The organism is Bradyrhizobium neotropicale (assembly GCF_001641695.1).
GTDB classification, from domain to species: domain Bacteria; phylum Pseudomonadota; class Alphaproteobacteria; order Rhizobiales; family Xanthobacteraceae; genus Bradyrhizobium; species Bradyrhizobium neotropicale.
Genome location: NZ_LSEF01000093.1, coordinates 16811 through 41051, shown reverse-complemented (window position 1 = coordinate 41051; position 24241 = coordinate 16811). Strand labels below are relative to the sequence as shown.

Sequence of the window (24241 nt, the reverse complement as noted above, 5' to 3'; positions counted from 1 at the left end):
CCGCCCATCCTTCGAGGCCAGCCTTGCTTTGCAAGGCGAGCGCCTCAGGATGACGGGTCTCAAGCTTACGCCGGGTCTACTTCGCCACCACTTCCGGCACTTTCCCCGCTGGCGGCGTGTTGCGGCTGCGCTGGGTCCGCACGATGCCGTCGATGATGGTCATGCCGATGCCGGGGAGGTCGCCGAGCTGCACGCTCTCGAGGATGTTCTTGCCGGGCGAATGCTGCGCCTTGTCCATGATGACGAAGTCGGCGGAGCGGCCGACCTCGATCAGGCCGCAGTCGAGCTCGCGCATCCGCGCGGTGTTGCCGGTGGCAAGGCAGAAGGCGATCTCGGCCGGCAGTTCGCCCAGCGAAGACAGCATCGAGACCATGCGCAAGATGCCGAGCGGCTGCACGCCGGAGCCGGCCGGCGCGTCGGTGCCGAGGATGACGCGGTGCAGATCGCCCATCTCGCGCGCGGTGCGCAGCGTGAACAGGGCCGAGCGCTCGTTGCCGTTGTGCACGAGCTCGAGCCCGCGCTTGCAGCCCTCGCAGATACAGCGGATCTGGTCGTCGGGCAGCGCCGTGTGGCCGCCGTTGATGTGACCGACGACGTCAGTGTCGGCCTCCAGCACCACGTCCTTGTCGATCAGGCCGGAGCCGGGGATCGAGGGGCCGCCGGTGTGAATCGTGCTCTGGATGCCGTATTTGCGTGCCCAGCCGACCATTTTCCGCGCGGTTGGGCCGTCTTTCACGCCGCCAAGGCCGACCTCGCCGAGCAGCTTCACGCCGTTGGCGGCCATCTCCTTGAAGTCCTCCTCGACCATCTCGCATTCGATGACGGGCGCGCCGGCGTGAACCTTCACGCCGCCGGGCCGCAGTGTCCAGAACGCGCGCTGCGCGAACACCGCCATGGCCTTGAGACCAACGACGTCGCGGGGACGGCCGGGCATGTGCACTTCGCCGGCCGAGATCATGGTGGTAACGCCGCCATGGAGGTAGCTGTCGATCCAGTTGATCTGGTTTTGCCGCGGCGTCCAGTCGCCGGCGACGGGGTGGACGTGGCTGTCGATCAGGCCCGGCGCGACCGTGGTGCCGTTGGCGTCGACGATGGTGGTCGCGCCCTCGATGTTGCAGTCTTTGAAGCGGCCGATCGCGGTGATCTTGCCGTTCTCGGCGACGATGGTGTCGCCATCGAGGATCGGCTTTTCCAGCGCGCCGGACAGGATCAGGCCGATATTGCGGATCACCAGCTTCGAAGGGCCGGTGGCCTGGGGTGCGTCATGCGCCATGGAAGGGCTCCTCATTCCTAACTGCAACGCTTTCGATCTTGGGCAGCCTTGACCGCGGGATCAAGCAGGATTATTCATTAGTATACGAATGATCGTGTACAAACGACGCATAGCTGCCCGCCTCGGAACCGCATGGAAGCGACAGGGAAGGTGAGATGAGCAATTTCAACCAGGAAAGCGTTTTGAGCGTCCATCACTGGACCGACACGCTGTTCAGCTTCAAGACCACCCGCAGCCCGACCTTCCGCTTCCGCAACGGCGAATTCACCATGATCGGGCTCAAGGTCGGCGAGAAGCCGCTGCTGCGGGCCTACAGCGTCGCCAGCGCCAATTACGAGGACACGCTCGAATTCTTCTCGATCAAGGTGCCGGATGGTCCACTGACCTCGCGCCTCCAGCACCTGAAGGAGGGCGATGAGATCATCGTCAGCCGCAAGGCCACCGGCACGCTGGTGATCGACAACCTGGAAGAGGGCCGCAACCTCTATTTGATCGGCACCGGCACCGGGCTCGCGCCGTTCCTCAGCGTCATCAAGGATCCCGAGACCTATGAGCGCTTCGAGAGGGTCGTGCTGCTGCACGGCTGCCGCCACGTCAGGGAGCTCGCCTATGGCGAGATGATCACCGAGAAGCTGCCGAACGACGAGCTGCTCGGCGACTACATCCGCGCCCAACTCATCTACTATCCGACCGTGACCCGCGATCCCTTCCGCAACCGCGGCCGCATCACCGACCTCATCACCTCGGGCAAGCTGTTCTCTGATATCGGCCTGCCGCCGCTGGAAGCGACGCATGACCGAGTCATGATTTGCGGCAGCCCGGCGCTGGTCGCCGACACCCGCGTGCTACTGACCGAGCGCGGCTTCGTCGAGGGCAATCACGGCGAGCCGGCCCAGTTCGTGGTCGAAAAGGCCTTCGCCGAACGCTGATTCGCGGGGGTTCTGCGCAATAAGGCCGCATTTTCGCCGCTTGGCGCCCGTTGCGGCGCCGAATCGGGGCACGATACTATGTGGGAACGAATCAGCGGAGTTCCCACATGGTTGCGGACAGCGACAGCAACATCGCCTGGCACCGGGTTCAGTTGAAGAAGAATCGCGCCGAGTTGAAGGCGCTCGAGACTGCGCGCTTCACGATGGGCGAGATCGCGACCTCGAAGCGAAGCGGGCAGACCCAGAACGAGATCACGGAACTCCAGCGCAAGATCGCGCAGTCCGAGCGCTTGATCGCCGATTACGAGAAACGCACGCGCCGCCCCCTCGCCACCGATCTGCAAAGCCTGAGCAATGGCAGCTGGAGCCATTGGGACGCCTACACCAACCAGCAGCAGCGCAAGACCGGCCCGCGCTCGACGGGACGGGGATAGTTCCGGCCCCTTGCGCCGGCAGCGCCGCGCACCATCTGGGTGAGGCGCCACCAACCAGTCCGGTGATCCCATGGCACCGCGCCTCGATTTCACCAGCGAGGCTTTCTTCCGCGATCCGCCCCAGGCGATCGCGGATTTGCGAGCGTCCGGCCCCGTGGTCGCGACGCGATTTCCTCTCGTTGGTGAGGTCTGGATCACCACGACCCACGACGCCACCGCGCAGGTGCTGAAGGACAGCACGACCTTCACGCTGCGGAAGGAGGATGGCGACGTCGCGGGTTTACGCTGGTGGATGCCGAGACTCGTCAGGACCATCGCCAACAACATGCTGACTATGGACGAGCCGGACCACACCCGGCTGCGCAGCATCGTCGACGAAGCTTTCCGCCGCCGCGCGATCGTCGCGATGGAGCCGCGCATTCGCGCCATCGCGGATGGTCTCGCTGACGAGCTGTTCGCGCAAGGAAGCCCGGCCGATCTAGTCCAGCGCTACGCGCGCATCCTGCCGATATCGGTGATCTCCGAGTTGCTCGGCCTGCCGGCGGCCGATCGCCCCCGCTTCATCGCCTGGGCCAATGCAATGACCTCGCTGACGAACATCGTCAGATTCTATCGACTGGTGTTCTCGTTCCGCAAGATGCGAGGCTATCTCGAAGAACAGTTGCAGCTCGCGCGCGTGCAGGGCGGAGAGGGCCTGATTGCCGAACTGGTCCAGGTCGAGCGCGAGCGCGGCCAGATCACGCCGGATGAAATGGTGTCCATGGTATTTCTGCTGCTTGCGGCCGGCTCCGAGACCACCATGCATCTCATCAGTGGCTCGGTTTACGAGCTTCTCAGGAATCCCGGCCTCCGCGACTGGCTGGAACAGGACTGGAGCCGCGTCGGGCTGGCGGTCGAGGAATTCCTGCGCTTCGTCTCGCCCGTGCAATTCTCCAAGCCGCGCTATGTTCGCCGGGATGTCGAGCTCGAAGGCGTGCGTCTGAAGAAGGGCGACCGCGTCATGGTCATGCTCGCGGCGGCGAACATGGATCCGGCGGTGCACGATGATCCCGAGAAACTTGATCTCGAACGCAAGCCGAACCGCCACATCTCGTTCGGTACGGGAATCCATTTCTGCCTCGGCCATCAGCTCGCGCGTATCGAGGCTGCTTGCGCGCTTGAGGCGTTGTTCGTGCGATGGCCGCGGCTTGGCCTCGCGGTCGAGCCCACGCAGGTTCATTGGCGGAAACGGCCGGGTCTCCGCGCGATCGCGAAATTGCCCGTCGTTGCCGATTCTGGCGGAAGCCGCCAGGCAGACGCCACCGCGACCAAAGTCGAGTCATTGCTCGCCGGTTGATAGCGATCCTGCGGATCGCAGGGAACCGCGATCCAGCGTTCCGCCATGCATCCGCGAAACAATCTCCGTTGTGCGGGCGTTGATCCAATGCCGACAACAGACAATGGAGCAATCCATGCCCAACGGAGGCAAGACGCATATCGGAGCGGGGACACACGGCAAGGGTGCGGGGAACGGTGCTTTTACGGACATCCCGAAAGACAAGATAGGCGACAACATGATCCTGTCGAACCGCGACAAGGCGCAGCATTCCGACATTCGCGGCTTGGACGGAAAATTCATCCAGACCGAACAATATCAGGACCATTCGGCCAACCGGCTCACCGACGACGAGGAGGCCGAAGAGTAGGCGATCGTCCTGAAGGGTTTCCTCAGGAGCCTGTCGACTTTTTCGAAGCGACGAGATCGCGCTCCCAGCCGAATACGGACCGGCCGTCGAGGTCGGGTGAGGCTGCGCGCTCCCCGGCGATGTAGGCTTCGACCGACGGCCCGCGGGCGGTCCGCTCGAGCCGTCGCGCCTGATCGTCGAGGCGCTTGATCGCCTGCATCTCCTCCTCGCGCCCGAGCTTGGCGTTCTGGATCGCGCCCTTCAGAACGCGGATGGTCTCGTCATAGACCTTGATCGGGACCGGGTAGGGGTGGCGGTCCTTGCCGCCATGGGCGAGCGAGAAGCGCGCGGGATCCGTGAAGCGGAACGGCGCGCCGTGCACGACCTCGGCGACCATCGCAAGCGAGCGCACGGTGCGCGCGCCGACGCCGGGCGTCAGCAACAGTTCGGGGAAATCGACCGGGCCGCGCTCGGCCGCCGCAGCAAGCGTGCCGTGCAGGCGCCGCGCGAACACGTCCTTCGGCCTGACATCGTGATGCGCCGGCATGATCAGATGCGGCAGCATGCCCTGCGCCGGCGCCGGTTCGGTGCCGTTGATCCGCTCGAACTCCGAGACGAGACGGTCGGGGCCGAGATCCGTCAACAGTTCGAGCTGGGCGGTGCGGGAGAGTTCGGCGCGATGGTCGGTGAGGTTGACGATCTCGCCCTGCTCGGGGCCGTCGATCGCGCTGTGCGGCGTATCGACAAAGCTCTTCAACGCCCCGGAGTGCCAGTGATAGCGCCGGGCCTGGCGCTTGTCGCCGTTCATGCCCTGCTGCACTACGGTCCACTTGCCGTCGGCTGTGACGAAGAAGCCGTGGAGATAGAGGTCGAACCCGTCCTGGACCGCCGCGCTGTCGACCTTTGCCACCAGGCGGCTGGCGCGGGTGAGCTTCGCGCCATCGAATCCGACGCGGTCGCCGAGCAGCAGCAGCTCGTCCGGCGTCTTGCGCGAATGCTGCCCGCGGCCGCCGCAGACATAGATGCCGAGCTCATCCTGGATCGGTCCGAGCCCGCGCTTCAGCGCGCCGATCACGGAAGTGGTGATGCCGGAGGAGTGCCAGTCCATCCCCATCACGGCGCCGAACGACTGGAACCAGAACGGATGCGAGAGCCGCTGCAGGAATGCATCGCGCCCGTAATGGTGCACGATCGCCTGCGTAACGACCGCGCCGAGCGAGGCCATGCGGGTCGCAAGCCACGGCGGAACCCGTCCGCTGTGCAAGGGAAGATCGGCGCTGCCGGTACGTCGAGTCATGATTGCTTCAAAGTAGCGCAGTTCGGCGACGGTTGCACCGAGGGAATACTGCATTGCACAGGGCGGGGGAGCGAAGCCGGCGGGAACGCGTTGAGCGCAAGTGCGAATGGCAATGCGGGGACAGGGATGAATCGGCAGGTTTTGATGGCTGACATCGAGAAGATGCTTGGCTGGGTACCCTCATGGATCATCGGTCTCGGACTGATCGTCGGTGCGACCCTGCTGGCCCTGTCTGCCTATCGGGTCGCGGTGTGGCTCCTCAACCGCACGTTCGGGGTCCGCTTCCCACTCATGCACGTGTTCGTCGAGCGTACGGCCGGGCCAGCCCGCATGGCGCTGTGTCTTGCCGCAGTGGCGCTGGTCCTGCCGCTCGCACCGCTCGACGATTCGATCCGCACGCCGCTGGCGCGCATGTTTGTCGTCGCCTTCATTGCCCTGATCGGATGGATCTCGATCAGGGTCGTCGACATGAGCGCGGCGCGCTATCTCCAGAATTTTCGCGATGTTACCGAGAACTTCATCGCCCGCAAGCACGTCACGCAAGTTCGCGTGTTCAAGCGCGTGACCGATACGATCATCATTATCATCACGGTGTCCACCGCTCTGATGACGTTCGACTCTGTGAAACAGTACGGTGTCAGCCTGTTCGCCTCCGCCGGCGCCGCCGGCATCATCGTTGGTCTTGCCGCACGACCATTGCTCAGCAATTTGATCGCCGGCGTGCAGATCGCGATCACCCAGCCGATCCGGATCGAGGATGCCGTGATCATCGAGAACGAGTGGGGTTGGGTCGAGGACATCGCCTCGACCTATGTCGTGATCCGGCTCTGGGACTGGCGCCGTATGGTGGTGCCGCTGTCCTACTTCATCGAAAAGCCATTCCAGAACTGGACGCGCGACACCGCGTCCCTGATCGGCGTGATCGCGCTGCATGTCGATTACCGCGCCGACGTGACGCGCATCCGGCGCTGGCTCGAGGAGGCGGTGAAGGGCTCCAGGCTATGGGATGGCGCGGTGGTCAATCTTCAGGTGATCGATGCAGATTCGCGCACCATCGAGCTGCGGGCGCTCGTCAGCGCCAGAAACGCGCCGCAATCCTGGGACCTGCGCTGCGAGATGAGGGAGAAGCTCATCGCCTTCATTCGCGACGAGATGCCGGAAGCCCTGCCGCGCGAGCGTGCGATCCTGATCCCGTCGGGCGGTGACGACAATGAATTCCTGCGCCCCGCCGTTGCGCCGGAGGAGGAGATGCGGGCGCACGCGCACAATTGAATGCGGCGGGCCTCGGCCCGACTAGGCGGCTGGCGCGACGGCCGCGCCGGCTTGTCCGCTGCGGCGCGATCGCGGTTTGCGCAGTTTTCGCCGCGCCCAGATCACGAGGCCGGTCGACAGCAGCGTCAGAAGCGCGATCGAGATCACGACGTTCAAGGGCGACGCGATCATGGCCGACCAGTTTCCCTCATGGATCAGGCGAGGCCAGTTGCGGGGAAGCGCCGTGACACCGGCCGGCCCGATCGCATAGGCGCGCAGCTCGCCGTCCTCATAGATGCGCGCCATCATGCGTCCGCCGCGCGCGCCGATGGAAATCACATGCGACAGTTCGTGAGAGGCGGCGACCATGCGAACGGCGTCGGGCAGGGTGACTGTACGTCCGCCGCCCGCGGGAGCAGGCCCGACCTGAAAGGTCAGGCCGAACGCCATGCACAGGCCGGTCAGCGGGCTCAAGAGGATCAGTGGCAGCGTGAACCATGCCGTTCCCTTGTGCCATCCGGAAAGCGTGTTGCGCAGGCGTGGCAGTCCCATGAGGATGCCGAGCAGCATGATTGCGACCATGGCGATCGTCGATGTGGTCACCAGCCAGGCCTGACCCAACAGGCGCTCATGCGTGAAGCGCGCCCACAGGAAGATATCGGAGAGCGATGATCCGGTGGTCGCCGGTTGGCCGGTCGCGAGGTCGATCACCGAGGCGCCGGCGCCTTGCAGCGTCACCCGCTGCGCGCCCGCGTTGATCGAAAGGCCGCGCGCCTTGCCGTCAGGATCGTGCCGCTGCACCAGTTCGACGAGGCGCGCAGCCTCGATTGCCGAACCGCCGACGCTGCTGGCTTGTACCATCGGCTCAAAGGACAGGATCAGGCCGGTGGCGATGATCGTGAGCAGGGGAAGGGCAAAGACCAGCGTGATCCAGCGATGGAGTGTCAACATTGCGGGCTTGCTCATTCGTCGTCTCCGGCATGCTGTTGCTCGCGCAGCACGGTGGAAAAGACAAATGACGCTTTGTCCATGTCGATGCGTTGATCTGCAGCAATCGGCATCAAAGTTCAGCGCGATCGCCGCGCACCAGGTGCATCGCGCGAGTGCAACTCATTCGCGCCTGGCCTTGCTCGCGCCGCGTAACCCGGCCTGTTGCTGGATTGTGTCCAGCGCGCCGGATGACTGCTCCTCTGCGACGAAGCGGTTGAGCACGGGAAGCGCATCCTCGCGTCCCCTGGGGATCGCGATCGCCATGTGCTCCAGGCCCCAATTGCCGTCGAGAATCCGCGCGCCCGGCATCTGGTCGGACATCTCGAACAGCGTCGGCTTGTTGGTGGCGTAGAGATCGATCTCGCCGCGGCCGAACATCGCAATCGCGACCTTGACGCTTTCGGCAGGGACGATGGTTGCGTTGCTGAATTTCGCAGGCAGCGTTCGCTCGGAGGTCGAGCCCTTGGTGACGCCGATCTTCACGCCGGGCCGGTCGATATCCTCGACCTTGCCGATCGGCGAGTTCGCTGGAACGAGATAGCCGAGCTCGATCGCCAGCACGGGCTGGCTGAAGCTGACCTCCTTGGCGCGGGCCGGCGTGGCGTTGGTCACGGTGAAGTCGACCTGGCCGTCATGGATCGCGCTGACGATGTCGGCCACACGCTGAAACCTGACGTAATCGACGGCAACGCCGAGCCGCTTTGCCAGCTCGCCGCCGAGATCGTAGCTCAGGCCGTGCGGCTTTCCGCTGGCATCAGTCACCATCGAGGTCGGGCTGCCCGGATAGATGCCGACGCGCAACGTGCCGCTCGGCGCCAGGATTTTTGCTTCCTCATCGGCCCTGGCGGTCGCGCCGAACAGCCCGACAAATGCGAGTGCGAGGAGGACTGCGCCTGCAAGGCGCCGCGGATGAGATAAGGTCATTGTGTGAAGAGCTCGGCTCATTGCGCGCGGATGTCGGCGGCCTTCAGCACCGGCTCCCACTTGGTCGCTTCAGTGTGCATGTAGGCGTCAAAATCCTTGGCGGAGGAGCCGACCGGGGCGGCGCCGATCTTGCCGAGTGTCGACAGCACGCTTGGATCCTGCAGCGCCGCCTTCAAATCGGCCTCCAGCTTCGCCACGATCTCCGGCGGCATTTTTGCCGGGCCAAGAACACCCCACCAGACCGACACGTCGTAGCCGGGGACACCGGACTCAGCGACGGTCGGTACGTCCGGCAGCGCCTTGGAGCGCTCCGCCGAGGTCACTGCGAGCGCGCGCACCGGACCGCCTTCGAGCTGGCCGATGGCTTCCGCGAGCGGATTGATGCTGAGCGGAATCTCGCCGGCGATCACTGCGGTCAGCGCCGGCGCGCCGCCCTTGTAGGGGATCGCGACGATCTTGGTGCCGGACATGTATTTCAGGAGCTCGCCGGCGAGGTGCGCCGAGGTGCCGTTGCCGGACATGCCGTAGGAGAGCTTGTCCGGCTCTTTCCTGGCGGCGGCGAGGAGATCGCCGAGCGTCTTGTACGGGCTGTCCTTCGCCACCACGATCGCAAGCGGCGAGGACGCCACTTCGGTGATCGCGGTGAAGTCCTTGAACGTGTCGTAGGGCACGCTCGGATAGATGAACTGGTTGAGCGGATGGCCGCTCGCGACCAGGATCAGCGTGTATCCGTCAGGGGCGGCTTGCGTCAGCGCCTGCGAGGCGACGATGCCGCCGGCGCCGGGACGGTTGTCGATCACGGGCTGCTGGCCCCAGGTCTTCGCGAGCGCCTGGCCGAGCGTGCGTGCGAGCACGTCGACCGCGCCGCCGGCCGCGTAGGGCACGAGGATGTGGACCGGCTTGCTCGGATAATTCTCCGCCTGCGCGCTGACGCTTCCCAGCAGCAGCCCGGCACCGAGCAGCAGACCGCCGATCTTCTTGTTCAAACCCAGCATTTTCCCAGCACTCCGTAAGGGCATTCGCTTCCCCGCGGCGGTCTTTCCGAGCCGCCCCGGACGTTGCCCATGGTTTTTGTTGACGAGACCTGATCTTTTGTACGATAGTACAAATCACATGGTACGCAAGCCCACCAGCAAGGAAACGGCCCGCAAGCCGAACATGCGCGAGGCGATCCTCGCGGCGGCCGAGGAGCTGTTCGCCACCAACGGCTTCAACGCCGTGTCGGTGCGCGACATCGCGCAGGCCGCCGGGGCCAATCCCGGCAGCGTGACCTATCATTTCAAGACCAAGGACGGCCTGCTGCTGGAGATCTACCGGCGTCATTGCGGGCCGATGAATCTGCGCCGTTCCGAGCTGCTCGCGGCCGCCAAGCGCGTGCGCGATCTCCAGGACCGGCTGGAAGCGATCGTGCGGGCCTATGTCGTGCCGGCCTTCACCTCGGGTAGCGACCTTGCCGGGGGCGGGGCGCGTTTCACGCGGCTGCGTGCCGTGATGTCGGCAGAAGGCAACGAGGTCGCGCGGCGGATCATCGCGCAGACCTTCGACGACACCAGCCACGCCTTCATCGACGCGATCCACGAAAGCCTGCCGCACATACCGCGCACCGAGATCGTCTGGCGCAGCCACTTCCTGCTCGGCGCACTCTATTACTCGCTGGTGACGCCGGAGCGCGTCTCGCGCCTGTCGCGCGGCGAGGCAGACGGCAGCGATGCCGCCAGTGCCATCGAGCAGCTCGTGCAGGCCACAGTCGCCGCGTTCCAGGCGCCGGCGCTCGATCAGACGGCGCCCGCGCGACGGCGCACGGTCGCAAGCAGCAAGACTTGAAAGAAACCGTCGAGCGGAGGCGCGGGTAGCGTTTCCGCTCGCAAGCGGACGACTTGAGTGGGTGTTGATGACATGAACAGGCGGGAGTGCTTGCAGCTATTGTCCGGCATCGCCAGACAGCAGAAGCTGCTGGTCGACAATCCGGCGCGGCTGTTCAAATTCACCTGATGATGACGATGAAGTACACGCCGACCATTCCGCCGCCCGATCCGAACACGCGCTCGCCGAAGTTCAAGCTGCCAAAGCTGTCCTGCGACGCGCATTGCCACATCTTCGGGCCCGGGGCGAAATACCCCTATGCGCCGGACCGTTCCTACACACCGCCCGATGCGCCGCTCGAGGATTTCCGGGCGCTGCATGCCAAGCTTGGCGTGGAGCGCGCCGTCATCGTCAATGCCAGCGTTCACGGCACCGACAACACGGTCGCGCTCGATGCCATCGCACAGAGCAACGGCGCCTATCGCGCCGTGGCCAATATCGACGACACCATTACCGAGCGGGGCCTGCGCGATCTGCACGAGGGGGGCTTCCGCGGCTGCCGCTTCAATTTCGTCCGCCATCTCGGCGGCGTTCCCGACAAGCGGGTGTTCGACCGCGTCATCGCGATGGTCGCGCCGCTCGGCTGGCACATCGACCTGCATTTCGATGCAATCGATCTGCCCGAATATGCGGACATGCTGGCCAAGCTGCCGCTGAGCTACGCCGTCGACCACATGGGCCGGGTGAAGGCTTCCGACGGGCTCGACCAGCTTCCGTTCAAGATCCTGATCGAGCTGATGCAGCATGACGAGAAATGCTGGGTCAAGATCTGCGGTTCGGAGCGGGTGTCCTCAGCCGGACCGCCCTTTACGGATGCCGTGCCCTTCGCGCGCAAAATCGTCGAGACGGCGGTGGATCGCGTCATCTGGGGCACCGACTGGCCGCATCCGAACGTCAAGGTGATGCCAAATGACGGCGACCTCGTCGACCTGATCCCGCTGTTCGCGCCGGAGGCAGAATTCCAGGAGAAGATCCTGGTCGGTAATCCGGCGCGCCTGTTCGGGTTCGACGCATGACGGCGCTCGCGATCGACAAGCCGCGTGGCCGCGCCTGGTGGAAGGAGCTCTGGATCCAGGTGCTCATCGCCATGGCGGCCGACGGAGAGGAACCCGTGGCCGCCGCGGCTTGCGGACTTGCTCCCTGCATGAAGCCGGCAACCTATGATGCTTACGAATGAAAGAGGGGAGTTCGTCCCATGAAAACAGGTCTCGTGATCACCGCCCATCCGGGCGACTTCGTCTGGCGTGCCGGCGGCGCCATCGCGCTGCATGCGAAGAAGGGTTTTCGTATGAAGATCGTCTGCATGTCCTTTGGCGAGCGCGGCGAAAGCCAGTTCGCCTGGAAGGAGAAGGGCGCGACGCTGGAGTCGGTGAAGGCCGGCCGCAAGGACGAGGCGGAGCGGGCGGCTAAGCTGCTCGGCGCCGAGATCGAGTTCTTCGACTGCGGCGACTATCCGCTGAAGCTGACCGAGGCGCATTTCGACCGCATGGTCGACATCTACCGCGAGCTCAATCCGAGCTTCGTGCTGACGCACGCGCTGGAAGACCCCTACAATTTCGATCATCCGAACGCGGCGCATTTCGCCCAGGAGACCCGCGTCGTGGCGCAGGCGATGGGCCACAAGCCCGGCGCGCAGTACAAATATTCCGCGCCCCCCGTGTTCCTGTTCGAGCCGCACCAGCCGGAGATGTGCAACTTCAAGCCGAACCTGATCCTCAAGATCGATGAGGTCTGGAAGGAGAAGTACGAGGCGTTCCAGGTGCTCGCTGCGCAAAAGCATCTCTGGGGCTATTACGAGCGTGTCGCGCTCAACCGCGGCATCCAGGGCAGCCGCAACACCGGCGTGCCCATGACTTATGGCGAGGCCTATCAGCGTCTGTTCCCGACGGTCGAGGAGGTCCTGGCATGAAGCCGGTCGTCGTTCGCAACATCAAGCGCGCCGATCCCGCCGGGATGGCGGAATACGGCGTCTCGACCGTGCACGAGGCCTATGGCCGCGTCGGCCTCATGAAGCCGTACTTGCGGCCGGTCTGGCCGGGCGCGGCGATTGCCGGTCCCGCCGTCACCGTGCTGGCGCAGCCCGGCGACAACTGGATGATTCATGTCGCGGTCGAGCAGTGCAGGAAGGGCGACATTCTCGTTGTCGGTTGCACCACGGACAATACCGACGGCATGTTCGGTGAGCTGCTCGCGACCTCGCTCCAGGCCCGCGGCGTGCAGGGGCTGATCATCGATGCCGGCTGCCGCGACGTCAAAGCGCTGCACGAGATGAAGTTTCCGGTGTGGTCGCGCGCGGTCTCCGCCAAGGGAACCGTCAAGGCGACGCTCGGCTCGGTCAACGTCCCCGTGGTCTGTGCCGGGGTCAACGTCGATCCTGGAGACATCATCGTGGCCGATGACGACGGCGTGGTGGTGGTGCCGAAGCGCTACGCCGCTGAAGTCGCCGAGAAGGCGAAGAAGCGCAACGCGGACGAGGGCGGCAAACGCACGCGCCTTGCCTCGGGCGAGCTCGGGCTCGACATGTACAACATGCGCGAGGCGCTGGCCAAAGCCGGGCTTGTCTATGTCGACAATCCCGAGGACGTCTGAGCGGCGAAGCAAGAGAAGCGGAGTGATCGGATGGATCGTCTCAAGCTGCGGGTCGTGCTCGGCAGTCACCCCCATGTCCAGGCGGTGAAGAGCGGTGAGCTCCGCTCCGACCGCTTTGATCTCGACTTCATCGAGTACACGCCGACCAACACGGCATTCAAGCCGATGGTGCGGGAGCAGGCGTTCGACGTCTGCGAGATGGCGATCGTGACCTATCTGATGGCGAAAGCGCATGGCAAGCCGCTGGTGCTGCTCCCGGCAACCATGCTCGCGCGCTTCCAGCATTCGTATGCGCTGTACAATCCCGAGCGCGGAACGCTCGGGCCTTCCGATCTCGAAGGCAAGCGCGTCGGCATCCGCTCGTTCACGACGACGACGGGCGCCTGGATCAGGGGCATTCTCGCCAACGACTACGGCGTCAATCTCGACAATATCCGCTGGGTGACGTTCGAGGATCCGCACGTCGCCGAATATGTCGACACGACCGAGCGCGCGCCGAAGGACAAGAAGATCCAGCAGATGCTGCTCGATGGCGAGCTCGACGCCGTTCTCGGCGAGACCTCGAACGATCCGCGGCTGAAGCCGCTATTCCCTGATCCGGCCGCGGAAGCCGCGAAATGGTACGCCCGGCGCGGCGTCGTTCCGGTCAATCATCTCGTGGTCGTGACCGAGCGGCTCGCGAAATCGCACGCGGACGTCGTTGCGGGAGTCTATGATCTTCTCAAGCAGAACAAGACGCAGATGGGCGCGGCCGCGACGCCCGACCTCCTGCCGTTCGGCGTCGAGGCCAATCGCAAGCCGCTGGAGCTGATCATCGACTACGCGTTTCAGCAGGCGCTGATCCCGCGACGTTTCAGCGTCGACGAGCTGTTTGACGAGACCACCAGAAGGTTGAACTGATGTTGGATCCGAGGCGTTGGCAGATAGGGCTCGTGGGCTACGGCGAGGTCGGCAGGATTTTGGCCGAGGATTTGCGCCAGCAGGACATCAGGGTCGCCGCCCATGACATCAAGCTCGGAGGCGAGCAGGGCGCGCCGCTGAAGGAGCATGCGGCGAAATTCGGCGTCGCGCTCGCAGGCTCCCATGCCGAGCTGACCGCCAAATCCGACTTCATCGTCTCCGCGGTCACCGCCAGCCAGGCGGTGCCGGTGGCGAAAGCCTGTGCGGCATCGGTCAACCAGGGCACCTGGTTCCTCGATTTCAACTCGGCTTCGCCCGGTGCCAAGCAGCGTGCCGCCGCGCTGATCGATGCGGCCGGCGGGCGCTATGTCGAAGGCGCTGTGATGACCTCGGTGCCGCCTTATCGTATCAAGGTGCCGCTTCTGCTCGGCGGCCCCGGCGCGAAGGAGCTGGAGCCGCTGCTGAACGCGATCGGCTTTGCGGCCAAGGTCGCCAGCGACAACCTCGGCGTTTCATCGGCTGTCAAGATGTGCCGCAGCATCATGATCAAGGGCCTCGAGGCCATGGTCATCGAGAGTTTTACGACCGCGCGCGCCTATGGCGTCGAGGATTCGGTTCTGGCGTCGCTGACCGAAACCTTTCCCGGCATCAATTGGGAGAAGCAGGGCGCCTATTTCTTCCAGCGCGTGATCGAGCACGGCCGCCGCCGTGCAGAAGAGGTCCGCGAAGTTGCCGAGACCGTGCGCGAGGCGGGGCTGACGCCATGGTCGGCGCAGGGCACCGCCGAGCGGCAGGCATGGGTCGCCGATCTCGCCGATGAGGGTTTGTTCGGCACGAAGGGGACGAAGGAGTTCGCCCGCAGCGCCGATTGGCGCACCGAGGCGGACCGCATCCTGGCGAGGATCAATCGAAAGACGAGCCGTTAGCTCAGCACCTTGCCGCCGCGATGGCCCGTGACTTCGTCGCGCGCGAGACCGTCACTTGCGCTTCTCGACAATCTTGCCATTCGATGCGACGAGCTTGCCGTCCTTGTAGACTGAGCGCGCCGCCGGGCAAGCGACGACCGCTTCGGGCACATGCTCCGCATTCAACGTCACGAAATCGGCCTTTGCGCCGACCTTAAGGCCGTAACCCTCGAGCCGAAGCGCCTTCGCGCCGGCCTCGGTGACGACATCGAAAGCGACACGCAGCTCTTCGTCGACCTTGAAGCCCGAGCGGTAGCCGATGGTCGTCGCACGGCGCAGCATGTCACCGTCGCCATAAGGCCACCAGGAGTCGCGAATGTTGTCGTTGCCGCTGAAGACGGTCACGCCGGCATTGCGTAAGGTGAGGACCGGCGGGAAGGGGCGGGCGCCGGGCGCGTTGGTCATGATGGCGACGCCGGAGCGGGCGAGGATGTCGGCGATACCTTTGAAATGATCGAGCGTGATGTCGCCGAGCCCGTAAGCGTGGCTGATCGCGACACGGCCTTCCATGCCGAGCGCGCGCGTGCGCGCCGCGATCTGCTCGATCTCGAAAGCTCCGAGCGTGCCGGCGTCGTGCAGATGAATATCGACATCGACGCCGTGCCTGCCGGCCACGCCGAAGACGACGTCGAGATGCTTCTCGACTTCGCGATCGAAGCTCGCGGGATCGAGCCCGCCGACGACGTTGGCGCCGAGCCTGATGGCCTCGTCCAGCAATTGCGGCGTGCCGGGGCTCGCCAGAATGCCGCTCTGCGGGAAGGCGACGAGCTGGATGTCGATCAGGCCCCTGTATTCCTCCCGCACGCGCAGGATCGTCTCGAGCGATTTCAGGCCGACCGAACCGTCGACCATGACATGGCTGCGCATCTGCGTGGAGCCATGTCCGATGCAGAGATCGAGCTGGTTGCGCGCGCGAACATCCATCGGAGCGGCCTCGGCCATGTTCTGGGCCTGGAAGGCGACGCGCTCGCGCACGTCGAAGCCGTTGGTGCATGGTTTGTGCGGCCGCCAGGCGTCGCCATAGAAGCTGGTGTCGAGATGGATATGACCCTCGACAAAGCCGGGAACGACGAGGGCGTTGCCGAGGTCGATCGTCTCTGTCGCGGCGGGGTGTTCGTCGGCGGTCGTGATTGCGGCGAAGCGGCCGTCCTTGACCGCGATGTGGTGTGTGGAACCGCCGTCGAAGCGGGCATTCAGGAAGATCGTGTCGAAGGTCATCCCGCTCATCCTCTTTGTCTTGTCTTGGCTGTATAGTTGCGCAGCTCTGGTTGCTGCACAATACGCGCAAAAAATCAGGCGCGCGCGCCGCACGGCCGTGAGGGGTGAAAGAGTGCCGGCCGTTGCCGCTCAAACGTCTTCCGACCGTTCTTGAAGCCCATCACGATGTCCGGAAGCTCGGCGATGGCGAAGCGGCTGTCCTGCGTGTCGAGCACGACGAGGTCGGCAGGGTTCCCGACCTTGATGCCGTAGTCCGTCAGGTTCATCAGGCGCGCCGGTAGCTCGGTGACGAGATCGAGGCAGGTGTCGAAATCGGCGACGGAGGCATGTGCGACATTGGCGTAGAAATTCGCCATCCGCAGCAGCGAGGCATCGCCGAACGGCGTGAAGGGATTGAGCACATTGTTGGTTGCGACCGAGCACACGACGCCGTCGGCCGCGAGCTTGTGGGCGAGCGTCAGTCCGCGCGGGGCATTGTGGGTGGCTTCGCGTCCCATCAGATAGAGATCGGTGGCGGGCAGCACGGTGACGGCGATGCCGGCTCTTGCCAATTGTGACGTGACGGATTTCAGGCGCTCCGGCGGCAGCGCCGAGAGCTTTGTGGCGTGGCCGATGGCTACGCGGCCTCCATAGTTGCGCCGCTCGGTCAGCCGGCAGACTTCATCGAGGTGCGACCAGGACGGATCGAGATCGAAATCGAGATGAAGATCGACGTCGACATCGAACGCCTGCGCGAGATCGAAGATGCGTTCGAGATGCGCGTGCGGGTCGGTGTCCGTATAGGGGCAGCCGCCGATGACCCCGCCGCCGTCGCGCAGCGCCTGGACCAGCAGCTCCTCGCCGCCGGGATCGTTGGTCAGGCCTTCCTGCGGAAAGACGCAGAGAGAGAGATCGAGCGCCCAGGCATAGTCGCGCTTGAGCGCCTTCACGGCCTCGAAACTGCGCAAGGAGATGCGCGGGTCGATCTCGACATGCGTACGCATGCGCGTCGTGCCATGAACGATCGCCCGTTCGATCACCCGGGCGCCGCGCGCATAGACGTCCTCCACGGTGAAGTCGCGCTTCATCGCCGATACGGCGCGGATGGCATCGCCGAGGCTGCCGTGATCGTGGTCGCAGCGGCCCAGCAGGCAGGCCTTGTCGAGATGAATGTGGGTGTCGACGAAGCCGGGCAGGGCCACTCGGCCGCCGATATCGATTTCGATGGCCTCGCAGAAAAGTGTGGGCTCGATCGCGGCAATCCGCCCGCCCTTCACGCCGATATCTACGGGTGTGGCGGATGATCGCAATAGCGCGTTACGGAAGATCAGGTCGTAGGCGGTCTGGGTGGTCATGGCGTCGGATTCAGGTGAGCTAGCCTAGCGAAAGCTGCGGGTAGAGGCAGCACTAAATTGTGGGCAGTCGCGCCACTGCGGAAGCGATTTACGCGCGAATTGCTGCCGCCGCGCGCTGAGCGGGAGCCGGCATATATACTGCTAGTTGATTCTGAGGCGCGCGCAGGCCTCGTTCGCCATAATCCATAGAAAAGCGCGATATCTGGTAGACGCAGCCTGGTCTGGCGATTGTTCCGCTGCTGGGCTATCACCTGCGCGACTGCGCTTCGCTATGGAGGCGCAGGTGATGATCCCTTAGGAGCACCCGATGCGTCTACCGACCGTTCTCTTGGCCGTCACCTGTCTTGCGAGTGCCGCCTCGGCCGAAGATCTCTCGGGGACGCTCCAGAAGGTCAAGGAGACGAAGAAGATCACGCTGGGCTATCAGGAGGCTTCCGTTCCCTTCAGCTATCTGGACGGAGATCAGAAGCCGGTCGGCTTCGCCATGGATATCTGCCTCAAGATCGTGGATGCCGTGAAGAAAAACCTTCGCATGCCCGACATCGCCGTGGACTACCTTGCGGTGACGTCGTCGAATCGCATTCCGCTGATGGTCAACGGCACCCTCGATCTGCACTGCTCGGCGACGACCAACAATGCCGATCGCCAGAAGCAGGTCGCCTTCACCAATACGCATTTCCTCAGCGCAACGCGGTTCGCCGCCAAGAAGGCCGCAAAGATCAACACGATCGACGACCTCAAGGGCAAGGCGGTCACGGCGGTGGCGGGATCGGTCAATCTGACGCAACTCGCCAAGGTCAACACCGAGCGTAATCTCGGCATCAAAGTGATGCCGGCCCAGGACCAGGCAGAGGCCTTCCTGTTGCTGGAGACCGACCGTGCACAGGCCTACGCGCTGGACGACGTGCAGCTTGCAGTCGCCGTCGCGCGATCGAAGGAGCCGTCGCTGTTCATGATCAGCGAGGAGACCTTCTCGAAGCCCGAGCCCTACGGGATCATGCTGCGGCGGGAGGATGCGCCGTTCAAGGCGCTCGCCGACCGCGCGACCGCGGAACTCTATGCGAGCCCGGAGATCGAGGTGCTCTACAAGAAGTGGCTGCAATCGCCGACGCCGCCGAACGGCCTCAACTACAATGTCCCGATGTCGGCGGCTCTGCGCAATGCCTTCAAGAAGCCGAGCTCGAGCTTCGACCCGGAGGTCTACGTGGTGAACTAAAGGCGAGGGCGCTAGCGCGTCCGCGGGGTGTCGAGCAGCTGCCCCGCCAGCGCCGCGCCGATGGCCGCGATCACAGCCATCACCAGCGCCCAGGCGACGAACAGCCGATGGCCGATCAGCGCGCCGCTGACGAGCGGGGCGCTGATGTTCGCGCCGGACATCAGCGATTGATTGAGGCCCATGATCATGCCCTGGCGGTTGATCGCGGTACTGCGCGACAGCTCAGCCGTCAGCGTGCTGCGGGCGAACATGGTGCCGACGATGATCAGCGTCAGCTCGATCGCGAGCAGGCCGATGCTGCTCCCGGCCGCAAGGCCGGCAAATCCCAGCCCCATGCAGGCGAACGCCGCCACGACGATGCTCCGGTCGGACGCGAGCAGGTTCGCGCGGGTGATCAGAAGGCCCTGGACGATCATGTTGATGAAGCCGGCATAGGCGAACATCCAGCCGAGCTCGCGTGCGCCGAAAGGATGTCCGTCCCAGGAAAACCGTGCCGACAGGAACAGCCCGATCTGCGACAGGAACATCGAGTTGACGAAGAAGAACACGATGAGCAGGCCGAGCAGCCGCCAGGCGTAGCGCATGCCGAGCATGGAGCGGGTCAGCGTCGGCTCGGGGACACGGTGCTGGTAGAGCGGCTCGGCCGCCGGATGGTCGGGCGGGAGCAGGGCGATCGTTGCAAGGATGCTGATCAACGAGAGCGCGGCCGCGGCCCACACCGGCGCGGTTTCGCCGTAGCGGACAAGAAGGCTCGACAGCGCTGGGCCGACCAGCAGTCCCGTTCCGATCGCGCCGCTGGTCATGCCGAGCGCCTGCTTGCGCGTTGCGGGCGCGCTGTGCTCTGCGGCATAGGCGTGCGCGACCGAGATGTTGCCTGACGTCAGGCCGTCGATGATGCGCGCCAAAAACACCAGCGTCAGGTTGCCGGCGAGCGCAAGCAGCACGAATCCGACGAACGTCCCGATCTGGCTGACGACTAGGACTTGTCGGCGGCCATAGCGATCCGAGAGCATGCCGACTATGGGGCCGGCGATGAGCTGACAGACGGCATAGGCCGAGATCAGCGCGCCAAGGAGGAATGGCGTGGCGCCGAGCCGCTGCGAATAGAACGGCAGCAGCGGCAGGATGATGCCCATTCCGGTGGCATCCACGGCCACGACGACGAAGGTCGGCACCAGCGTCAGCGCGCTTTCGCCTGCTACCGTCTCCCGTGCCTCTGCCGCGGAACCCGGGCTCATATCGCGCTGTCCTCGTTCGCTTTCTCGTGATCGCCTGGCCTATGCCCGACTATATAGTTGCAAGCTAATAGTTCGTGTCATATCTAATTTGCATGGCTCCGTCGCAGGCCCATATCCATGCCGAGATCGGCCGGCTCATTACGCGGCTCGGCCGTATCTGGCGCCGCGAATCCGATCAGGCGCTGTCCGAGCACGGACTGTCCTATGCCACCGCGATTCCGCTTTTGGTGTTGTCGCGTCAGGGCGAAAACGTGCGCCAGGGCGTGCTCGCCGATGAATTGGGGATCGAGGGGCCGTCGCTGGTCCGGCTGATCGACCTGCTCGAGGCCGAGGGCCTGGTGGAACGCCGCGAGGATCCGACCGACCGGCGTGCCAAAACGCTACATCTCACGAAAGCGGGCGAGGCCAAGGTCGAGGAGACCAACCGGGTGCTGCGCCGGGTGCGGGCAAGCCTGCTCAAGGATATCGGGCCCGAGGAACTTGCGATAACCTTCGAGACGCTCCAGCGCATCGAACAGCGGGCCAGTCGCCTGCATGACGCGAAGTTTCTTCCAGAGGCGAAGTAGCCATGCGCGCGGAAGAGCCGTTCCTGGTCCGCAACGCGGACCTCATTTTCGCTTTGAAGACGTTTTGCGCGTCGATGCTCGCGCTCGTCATCGCGCTGGCGATGGACCTGCCGCGGCCGTATTGGGCGATGGCGACCGTCTACATCACCTCGCAGCCGCTGGCGGGCGCGACCAGCTCGAAAGCCTTTTTTCGCGTGATGGGCACGCTGATCGGAGCGACGATGACGGTGGCGCTGGTGCCCAACCTCATCAACGCGCCGGAACTGCTGTGCCTCGCGATCGCGCTCTGGGTCGGGCTCTGCCTTTATCTGTCGCTGCTCGACGGCACGCCGCGCAGCTACGTCTTCATGCTGGCCGGATATACCGTCGCGCTGATCGGCTTTCCCTCCGTGTCCGAGCCCGGCAACATCTTCGACACGGCGGTGGCGAGGCTCGAGGAAATCTCGCTCGGCATCATCTGCGCGAGCCTCGTCTCTACCGTCATATTCCCCCGCAGCGTCGCGCCTGCGGTGGCGGGTCGCGTCGATAGCTGGCTGTTGGATGCGCGTCGCCTCAGCCAGGTCGTGCTGCTGCGGGAAGGCACCAGCGAAACGCGTCGCGCCAAGCGCGTCAAGCTTGCGACCGACATCGTCGAGATCGATACGCTTTCCACCCATCTCGCCTATGACCGGCTGACCGACAGCAACGCCGTGCGGGGTCTCGGCGAGATCCGGCTGCGCATGCTGATGCTGCTGCCGGTGATCGCCTCGCTGGAGGACCGGCTGGCCGCGCTCGGCGAGGAAGCCTTGCGTCGGCATCCCGAGCTGAAGCAGCTTCTTGGGGACCTCGCGCAATGGATCACCAGCGACGTCGGCGCACGGCAGCCGGCTGACCGGATCAGCGCGCAGATCGCCGAGCGGCAGGCTGTCCTCGATGACAGCGCATCCTGGGAGCGGATCATCACCACCAGCCTGTTGTCGCGGCTGCGGGAGCTCGTCGATCTCTCGCGCGACTGCCGTACGCTGAGCGAGGCGATTGCCGATAGCCGCAACATATCGACGCTCGATCTGGCCTTTCATTCCGAGGCCGGCGCAGCACCCGTGCGCCACCGGGATCGCGGCCTTGCTCTTTGGTCCGCGGCCGGCGCGGCCATCGCCATCCTGATCTGCTGCGCGTTCTGGATCGGGACCGGTTGGCCGGACGGGGCGTCGGCGCCGATGATGGCGGCGGTGGCCTGTTCGTTCTTCGCCGCGCAGGACGAACCCGCACGCTTCATCCGCAGCTTTGGCCTGTGGTCGCTGGTCGCGATCGTGGTCGTCGCGGTCTACCTGTTCGCGCTGGTGCCCGCGATCTCCCACATCGAGGTCCTGGTCATCGCGCTGGCGCCGACCTTCCTGCTCTACGGCCTCTTGATTGCACGACCGGCGACGGCTGGAACTGGCATGGCGCTCGCGGCCAATACGGCGACACTGCTCGCGCTGCAGTCGACCTACAGCGCGGATTTTGCGTCTTACGCCAATTCCGCGGTCGCTTTCTTCGTCGGCGTCGTCATCGCCGAACTCGTGACCCGGATCGCGCGCGGCGTGGGCGCGGAGTGGATCGCCAATCGCCTGGTGCTGTCGAGCTGGAAGACGCTTGCGGTTGCCGCCGAACGTCGCGGCAAGCGCGACCGCGCGGAGTTTGCGGGCCTGATGTTGCACCGGCTCGGGCTGCTGGTGCAGCGCATCGCCTTCCTTTCCGAGAGCGATCGCCGCGATGCCGACAGCCTGGCCCAGCTCCGCATCGGGATCAACATCATCGACCTCCGTCGCGCCCGCTATGGGCTTGCGGCATCGACCATTCACGTCATCGACGACATGCTCGACCAGCTCGCCACGGCCTGCCGCAGCTATTCGGGTGGCGGCATGCCGTCGGAGCTGCTGACGAGCGTCGATCGGGCGCTGGCCCGGGCCGTCAAGGACCCCAATGACAAGCCGCGCGAAGACGCCCTGATCGGCCTCGTCGGCATCCGGCGCGGCCTGTTTCCGGATGCGCCGGCCTATCGGCCGCGCTCAGGGGAGAGTGTTGCAGCATGAGATATCAGATCGACATCTACGGTGTGCTCGTGCCGGCGCTGCTCCTGTGGATCATCGTCGCCTATGTGCTGAGCGCCTTGCTTCGCCGGCTGATGCAGCGCTTCGACCTCTACCGGCTGGTCTGGCACCGCGCGCTGTTCGATTTCGCGCTGTTCGTCTGTCTCTTGGGCGGCGTCGTCTATCTCTCGGAGTTTTTGCCATGAAAGCGAATCTTGGCTGGCTCGGCCGCCTTGCGCTGACCATTATTGTCGTCGTCGCGGCGCTTTTCGTCGGCGGCGAGCTTTGGGTCTACTACATGGACTCGCCGTGGACGCGTGATGGCCGCGTTCGCGCCGACGTGGTCCAGGTCGCGCCCGACGTGTCCGGCTTCGTCACGGAGGTGCTGGTCAAGGACAACCAGAAGGTCCATCGCGGCGACGTCCTGTTCCGGATCGATCGCGAACGTTTCGCGCTGGCGCTGCGGCAGGCCGACGCCGCTGTCGCAGGTCACGAGGCGACCCTCGATCAGGCCAACTCAGACCTGAAGCGCTACAGCGCGCTGACGACCGATGCGGTGTCACAGCAGAAGCAGGAGCAGGTTCTGGCCACTCAGCTCCAGGCCAAGGCGGCCTTTGATCAGGCCGTCGCCGATCGCGCGGTGGCCCAGCTCAATCTCGACCGCAGCGAGGTCCGCGCCTCCGTCAACGGCGTGATCACCAACATGGATTTGCGCCCCGGCGCTTACGTCACGGCCGGCAAGGGCGTGATGGCGCTGGTCGACACCGACACGCTGCATGTCGAGGGCTATTTCGAAGAGACAAAGCTCGCGCGCATCCGCGTCGGCGACAAGGTGCAGGTACGCCTAATGGGCGAGAAGGTCACGCTCACCGGTCACGTCGAGAGCATCGCGGCCGGCATCGAGGACCGCGACCGCGCCGAGGGCGCGAGCCTGCTCGCGAACGTCAACCCGACGTTCAGCTGGGTGCGCCTCGCCCAGCGCGTTCCCGTGCGCATCGCGCTGGACAATGTCCCCGACAACATGTCGCTCGTCGCCGGCCGCTCGGCGACGGTGGAGGTATTGGACTAACGCAACGATTGCACGGCAGCGCGTTTGGGTTGGGGAAAAACTGGCAACAAACGTTTCAATGCCAAATGGCAAGGCTAATCCTGACGCACGTGTGTGAGTCGGGGGAGCTCTATTGAGCGTTTTGCTTTTATTCCTCGCGGCCTGCGTGGTTGGCGCGTTGCTCCTTTTGGCATTCTGCCGATAGGGCCGACAGCGGATGCACTTGTTGCCGCGAAGCATCAGCGAGCCGCTGAATTGCGGTTCCAGACCGATGGTTTTTGACTGTGCATGGATGAGCGCGTTCACTCCCGGCGTTGGAGGCGGACGTGAGTTGGGTGTTTGTGTTTCTCATTGCCGCGAGCGCAATGGTTTTGATCGCTCATGCGATCGACGCAATGCGTTCCTGATACTCGCCGTGGTCCGTTCTCGTCGGTAGTCGGATAAGTGACGAGAATGTTCCAGGGCTCGCGCGTGTCAATTTCAGGAACTCG

The 24241-nt window shown here is 64.7% G+C and carries 25 protein-coding genes; 17 read left to right on the top strand and 8 right to left on the bottom strand.

Annotation, left to right across the window (positions count from 1 at the left end):
- Nucleotides 1-76: 76 nt before the first annotated feature.
- Nucleotides 77-1273 (bottom strand): amidohydrolase family protein, encoded by a 1197-nt coding sequence (locus AXW67_RS32165; protein ID WP_063681156.1) that lies wholly within the window; start codon nt 1271-1273, stop codon nt 77-79.
- 155 nt (nt 1274-1428) lie between these two features.
- Between AXW67_RS32165 and AXW67_RS32160 the strand changes: the two genes are divergently transcribed.
- The 4 genes from AXW67_RS32160 (at nt 1429) to AXW67_RS32145 (ending at nt 4321) form a co-directional block, all read left to right on the top strand.
- Nucleotides 1429-2202, top strand: coding sequence for a ferredoxin--NADP reductase (locus AXW67_RS32160; protein WP_063681155.1), 774 nt, complete (start codon nt 1429-1431; stop codon nt 2200-2202).
- Between the two features lie 107 nt (nt 2203-2309).
- Nucleotides 2310-2636 (top strand): hypothetical protein, encoded by a 327-nt coding sequence (locus AXW67_RS32155; RefSeq protein WP_063681154.1) that lies wholly within the window; start codon nt 2310-2312, stop codon nt 2634-2636.
- Nucleotides 2637-2706: 70 nt separating this feature from the next.
- Complete coding sequence (locus AXW67_RS32150) at nt 2707-3972, top strand: cytochrome P450 (protein ID WP_063681153.1); 1266 nt, start codon at nt 2707-2709, stop codon at nt 3970-3972.
- Between the two features lie 115 nt (nt 3973-4087).
- A complete protein-coding gene (locus AXW67_RS32145; RefSeq protein WP_027551666.1) occupies nt 4088-4321 on the top strand; it encodes a hypothetical protein in 234 nt (77 codons plus the stop codon).
- Between the two features lie 22 nt (nt 4322-4343).
- Here AXW67_RS32145 and AXW67_RS32140 read toward each other — a convergent pair whose 3' ends face one another.
- On the bottom strand, nt 4344-5597 hold the full coding sequence (locus AXW67_RS32140; protein ID WP_063681169.1) for a DUF763 domain-containing protein: 1254 nt from the start codon (nt 5595-5597) through the stop codon (nt 4344-4346).
- A gap of 126 nt (nt 5598-5723) precedes the next feature.
- Between AXW67_RS32140 and AXW67_RS32135 the strand changes: the two genes are divergently transcribed.
- A complete protein-coding gene (locus tag AXW67_RS32135; protein WP_063681152.1) occupies nt 5724-6869 on the top strand; it encodes a mechanosensitive ion channel family protein in 1146 nt (381 codons plus the stop codon).
- A 21-nt stretch (nt 6870-6890) separates the two neighbouring features.
- On the opposite strand, the gene AXW67_RS32130 is transcribed toward AXW67_RS32135, so the two are convergent.
- The 3 genes from AXW67_RS32130 to AXW67_RS32120 all read right to left on the bottom strand — a co-directional run bounded on the left by AXW67_RS32130 (nt 6891) and on the right by AXW67_RS32120 (nt 9757).
- Entirely contained in the window at nt 6891-7814 is a 924-nt protein-coding gene (locus AXW67_RS32130; RefSeq protein WP_063681151.1) for a PepSY-associated TM helix domain-containing protein, read from the bottom strand.
- A 144-nt stretch (nt 7815-7958) separates the two neighbouring features.
- Nucleotides 7959-8762 carry an ABC transporter substrate-binding protein gene (locus AXW67_RS32125; RefSeq protein ID WP_063681150.1) on the bottom strand — a complete coding sequence of 268 codons (804 nt, stop codon included), beginning with the start codon at nt 8760-8762 and terminating at the stop codon, nt 7959-7961.
- A gap of 17 nt (nt 8763-8779) precedes the next feature.
- Nucleotides 8780-9757 (bottom strand): tripartite tricarboxylate transporter substrate binding protein, encoded by a 978-nt coding sequence (locus AXW67_RS32120; RefSeq protein ID WP_063681149.1) that lies wholly within the window; start codon nt 9755-9757, stop codon nt 8780-8782.
- A gap of 118 nt (nt 9758-9875) precedes the next feature.
- Between AXW67_RS32120 and AXW67_RS32115 the strand changes: the two genes are divergently transcribed.
- From AXW67_RS32115 to AXW67_RS32090, 7 genes are all read left to right on the top strand, one after another.
- A complete protein-coding gene (locus AXW67_RS32115) occupies nt 9876-10586 on the top strand; it encodes a TetR/AcrR family transcriptional regulator (RefSeq protein ID WP_027551660.1) in 711 nt (236 codons plus the stop codon).
- 170 nt (nt 10587-10756) lie between these two features.
- Nucleotides 10757-11641, top strand: coding sequence for an amidohydrolase family protein (locus AXW67_RS32110; protein ID WP_063681168.1), 885 nt, complete (start codon nt 10757-10759; stop codon nt 11639-11641).
- Nucleotides 11638-11802: a hypothetical protein gene (locus AXW67_RS42905; protein WP_161491312.1), complete on the top strand. Its 165-nt coding sequence runs from the start codon at nt 11638-11640 to the stop codon at nt 11800-11802. Before AXW67_RS32110 ends, AXW67_RS42905 begins: the two co-directional genes overlap by 4 nt.
- Before the next feature lie 18 nt (nt 11803-11820).
- The gene (locus AXW67_RS32105) at nt 11821-12534 is read left to right on the top strand and encodes a PIG-L deacetylase family protein (protein WP_063681148.1); all 714 of its coding nucleotides are present in this window, start codon (nt 11821-11823) and stop codon (nt 12532-12534) included.
- Nucleotides 12531-13214 carry a 4-carboxy-4-hydroxy-2-oxoadipate aldolase/oxaloacetate decarboxylase gene (locus tag AXW67_RS32100; protein ID WP_063681147.1) on the top strand — a complete coding sequence of 228 codons (684 nt, stop codon included), beginning with the start codon at nt 12531-12533 and terminating at the stop codon, nt 13212-13214. The genes AXW67_RS32105 and AXW67_RS32100 overlap by 4 nt, the downstream gene beginning before the upstream one ends.
- Before the next feature lie 30 nt (nt 13215-13244).
- Nucleotides 13245-14114, top strand: a complete 870-nt coding sequence (locus AXW67_RS32095) for a substrate-binding domain-containing protein (RefSeq protein ID WP_063681146.1) — start codon at nt 13245-13247, stop codon at nt 14112-14114.
- Nucleotides 14114-15040 carry a DUF1932 domain-containing protein gene (locus AXW67_RS32090; protein ID WP_063681145.1) on the top strand — a complete coding sequence of 309 codons (927 nt, stop codon included), beginning with the start codon at nt 14114-14116 and terminating at the stop codon, nt 15038-15040. The genes AXW67_RS32095 and AXW67_RS32090 overlap by 1 nt, the downstream gene beginning before the upstream one ends.
- A gap of 51 nt (nt 15041-15091) precedes the next feature.
- Here the strand turns inward: AXW67_RS32090 and AXW67_RS32085 are convergent, their stop codons facing one another.
- Together AXW67_RS32085 and AXW67_RS32080 are read right to left on the bottom strand one after the other, a co-directional pair.
- On the bottom strand, nt 15092-16297 hold the full coding sequence (locus AXW67_RS32085; protein ID WP_063681144.1) for an amidohydrolase family protein: 1206 nt from the start codon (nt 16295-16297) through the stop codon (nt 15092-15094).
- A 74-nt stretch (nt 16298-16371) separates the two neighbouring features.
- Nucleotides 16372-17631: an amidohydrolase family protein gene (locus tag AXW67_RS32080; protein ID WP_063681143.1), complete on the bottom strand. Its 1260-nt coding sequence runs from the start codon at nt 17629-17631 to the stop codon at nt 16372-16374.
- 307 nt (nt 17632-17938) lie between these two features.
- Here AXW67_RS32080 and AXW67_RS32075 point away from each other — a divergent pair, with 307 nt between their 5' ends.
- Nucleotides 17939-18847, top strand: coding sequence for an amino acid ABC transporter substrate-binding protein (locus AXW67_RS32075; protein ID WP_063681142.1), 909 nt, complete (start codon nt 17939-17941; stop codon nt 18845-18847).
- An 11-nt stretch (nt 18848-18858) separates the two neighbouring features.
- Here AXW67_RS32075 and AXW67_RS32070 read toward each other — a convergent pair whose 3' ends face one another.
- A complete protein-coding gene (locus tag AXW67_RS32070) occupies nt 18859-20085 on the bottom strand; it encodes an MFS transporter (RefSeq protein WP_063681141.1) in 1227 nt (408 codons plus the stop codon).
- A gap of 92 nt (nt 20086-20177) precedes the next feature.
- On the opposite strand from AXW67_RS32070, the gene AXW67_RS32065 reads away from it, so the two are divergent.
- Genes AXW67_RS32065 through AXW67_RS32050 form a run of 4 tightly spaced genes read left to right on the top strand, consistent with a single transcriptional unit; the run spans nt 20178 to nt 23771 of the window.
- Nucleotides 20178-20651 (top strand): MarR family winged helix-turn-helix transcriptional regulator, encoded by a 474-nt coding sequence (locus tag AXW67_RS32065; RefSeq protein WP_027551650.1) that lies wholly within the window; start codon nt 20178-20180, stop codon nt 20649-20651.
- A gap of 2 nt (nt 20652-20653) precedes the next feature.
- Nucleotides 20654-22705, top strand: coding sequence for an FUSC family protein (locus tag AXW67_RS32060; RefSeq protein ID WP_063681140.1), 2052 nt, complete (start codon nt 20654-20656; stop codon nt 22703-22705).
- Nucleotides 22702-22908, top strand: a complete 207-nt coding sequence (locus AXW67_RS32055; protein WP_063681139.1) for a DUF1656 domain-containing protein — start codon at nt 22702-22704, stop codon at nt 22906-22908. Before AXW67_RS32060 ends, AXW67_RS32055 begins: the two co-directional genes overlap by 4 nt.
- Nucleotides 22905-23771 carry an efflux RND transporter periplasmic adaptor subunit gene (locus AXW67_RS32050; protein ID WP_063681138.1) on the top strand — a complete coding sequence of 289 codons (867 nt, stop codon included), beginning with the start codon at nt 22905-22907 and terminating at the stop codon, nt 23769-23771. Before AXW67_RS32055 ends, AXW67_RS32050 begins: the two co-directional genes overlap by 4 nt.
- Nucleotides 23772-24241 lie beyond the last annotated feature (470 nt).

Coding starts and splice junctions, on each gene's coding strand:
- AXW67_RS32110 (WP_063681168.1), top strand. CDS start 10,757: ATGACGATGAAGTACACGCCGACCATTCCGCCGCCCGATCCGAACACG.
- AXW67_RS32050 (WP_063681138.1), top strand. CDS start 22,905: ATGAAAGCGAATCTTGGCTGGCTCGGCCGCCTTGCGCTGACCATTATT.
- AXW67_RS32090 (WP_063681145.1), top strand. CDS start 14,114: ATGTTGGATCCGAGGCGTTGGCAGATAGGGCTCGTGGGCTACGGCGAG.
- AXW67_RS32155 (WP_063681154.1), top strand. CDS start 2,310: ATGGTTGCGGACAGCGACAGCAACATCGCCTGGCACCGGGTTCAGTTG.
- AXW67_RS32075 (WP_063681142.1), top strand. CDS start 17,939: ATGCGTCTACCGACCGTTCTCTTGGCCGTCACCTGTCTTGCGAGTGCC.
- AXW67_RS32125 (WP_063681150.1), bottom strand. CDS start 8,762: ATGACCTTATCTCATCCGCGGCGCCTTGCAGGCGCAGTCCTCCTCGCA.
- AXW67_RS32130 (WP_063681151.1), bottom strand. CDS start 7,814: ATGAGCAAGCCCGCAATGTTGACACTCCATCGCTGGATCACGCTGGTC.
- AXW67_RS32165 (WP_063681156.1), bottom strand. CDS start 1,273: ATGGCGCATGACGCACCCCAGGCCACCGGCCCTTCGAAGCTGGTGATC.
- AXW67_RS32055 (WP_063681139.1), top strand. CDS start 22,702: ATGAGATATCAGATCGACATCTACGGTGTGCTCGTGCCGGCGCTGCTC.
- AXW67_RS32120 (WP_063681149.1), bottom strand. CDS start 9,757: ATGCTGGGTTTGAACAAGAAGATCGGCGGTCTGCTGCTCGGTGCCGGG.
- AXW67_RS32140 (WP_063681169.1), bottom strand. CDS start 5,597: ATGACTCGACGTACCGGCAGCGCCGATCTTCCCTTGCACAGCGGACGG.
- AXW67_RS32060 (WP_063681140.1), top strand. CDS start 20,654: ATGCGCGCGGAAGAGCCGTTCCTGGTCCGCAACGCGGACCTCATTTTC.
- AXW67_RS32135 (WP_063681152.1), top strand. CDS start 5,724: ATGAATCGGCAGGTTTTGATGGCTGACATCGAGAAGATGCTTGGCTGG.
- AXW67_RS42905 (WP_161491312.1), top strand. CDS start 11,638: ATGACGGCGCTCGCGATCGACAAGCCGCGTGGCCGCGCCTGGTGGAAG.
- AXW67_RS32065 (WP_027551650.1), top strand. CDS start 20,178: ATGGCTCCGTCGCAGGCCCATATCCATGCCGAGATCGGCCGGCTCATT.
- AXW67_RS32095 (WP_063681146.1), top strand. CDS start 13,245: ATGGATCGTCTCAAGCTGCGGGTCGTGCTCGGCAGTCACCCCCATGTC.
- AXW67_RS32080 (WP_063681143.1), bottom strand. CDS start 17,631: ATGACCACCCAGACCGCCTACGACCTGATCTTCCGTAACGCGCTATTG.
- AXW67_RS32145 (WP_027551666.1), top strand. CDS start 4,088: ATGCCCAACGGAGGCAAGACGCATATCGGAGCGGGGACACACGGCAAG.
- AXW67_RS32085 (WP_063681144.1), bottom strand. CDS start 16,297: ATGACCTTCGACACGATCTTCCTGAATGCCCGCTTCGACGGCGGTTCC.
- AXW67_RS32070 (WP_063681141.1), bottom strand. CDS start 20,085: ATGAGCCCGGGTTCCGCGGCAGAGGCACGGGAGACGGTAGCAGGCGAA.
- AXW67_RS32105 (WP_063681148.1), top strand. CDS start 11,821: ATGAAAACAGGTCTCGTGATCACCGCCCATCCGGGCGACTTCGTCTGG.
- AXW67_RS32160 (WP_063681155.1), top strand. CDS start 1,429: ATGAGCAATTTCAACCAGGAAAGCGTTTTGAGCGTCCATCACTGGACC.
- AXW67_RS32100 (WP_063681147.1), top strand. CDS start 12,531: ATGAAGCCGGTCGTCGTTCGCAACATCAAGCGCGCCGATCCCGCCGGG.
- AXW67_RS32150 (WP_063681153.1), top strand. CDS start 2,707: ATGGCACCGCGCCTCGATTTCACCAGCGAGGCTTTCTTCCGCGATCCG.
- AXW67_RS32115 (WP_027551660.1), top strand. CDS start 9,876: ATGGTACGCAAGCCCACCAGCAAGGAAACGGCCCGCAAGCCGAACATG.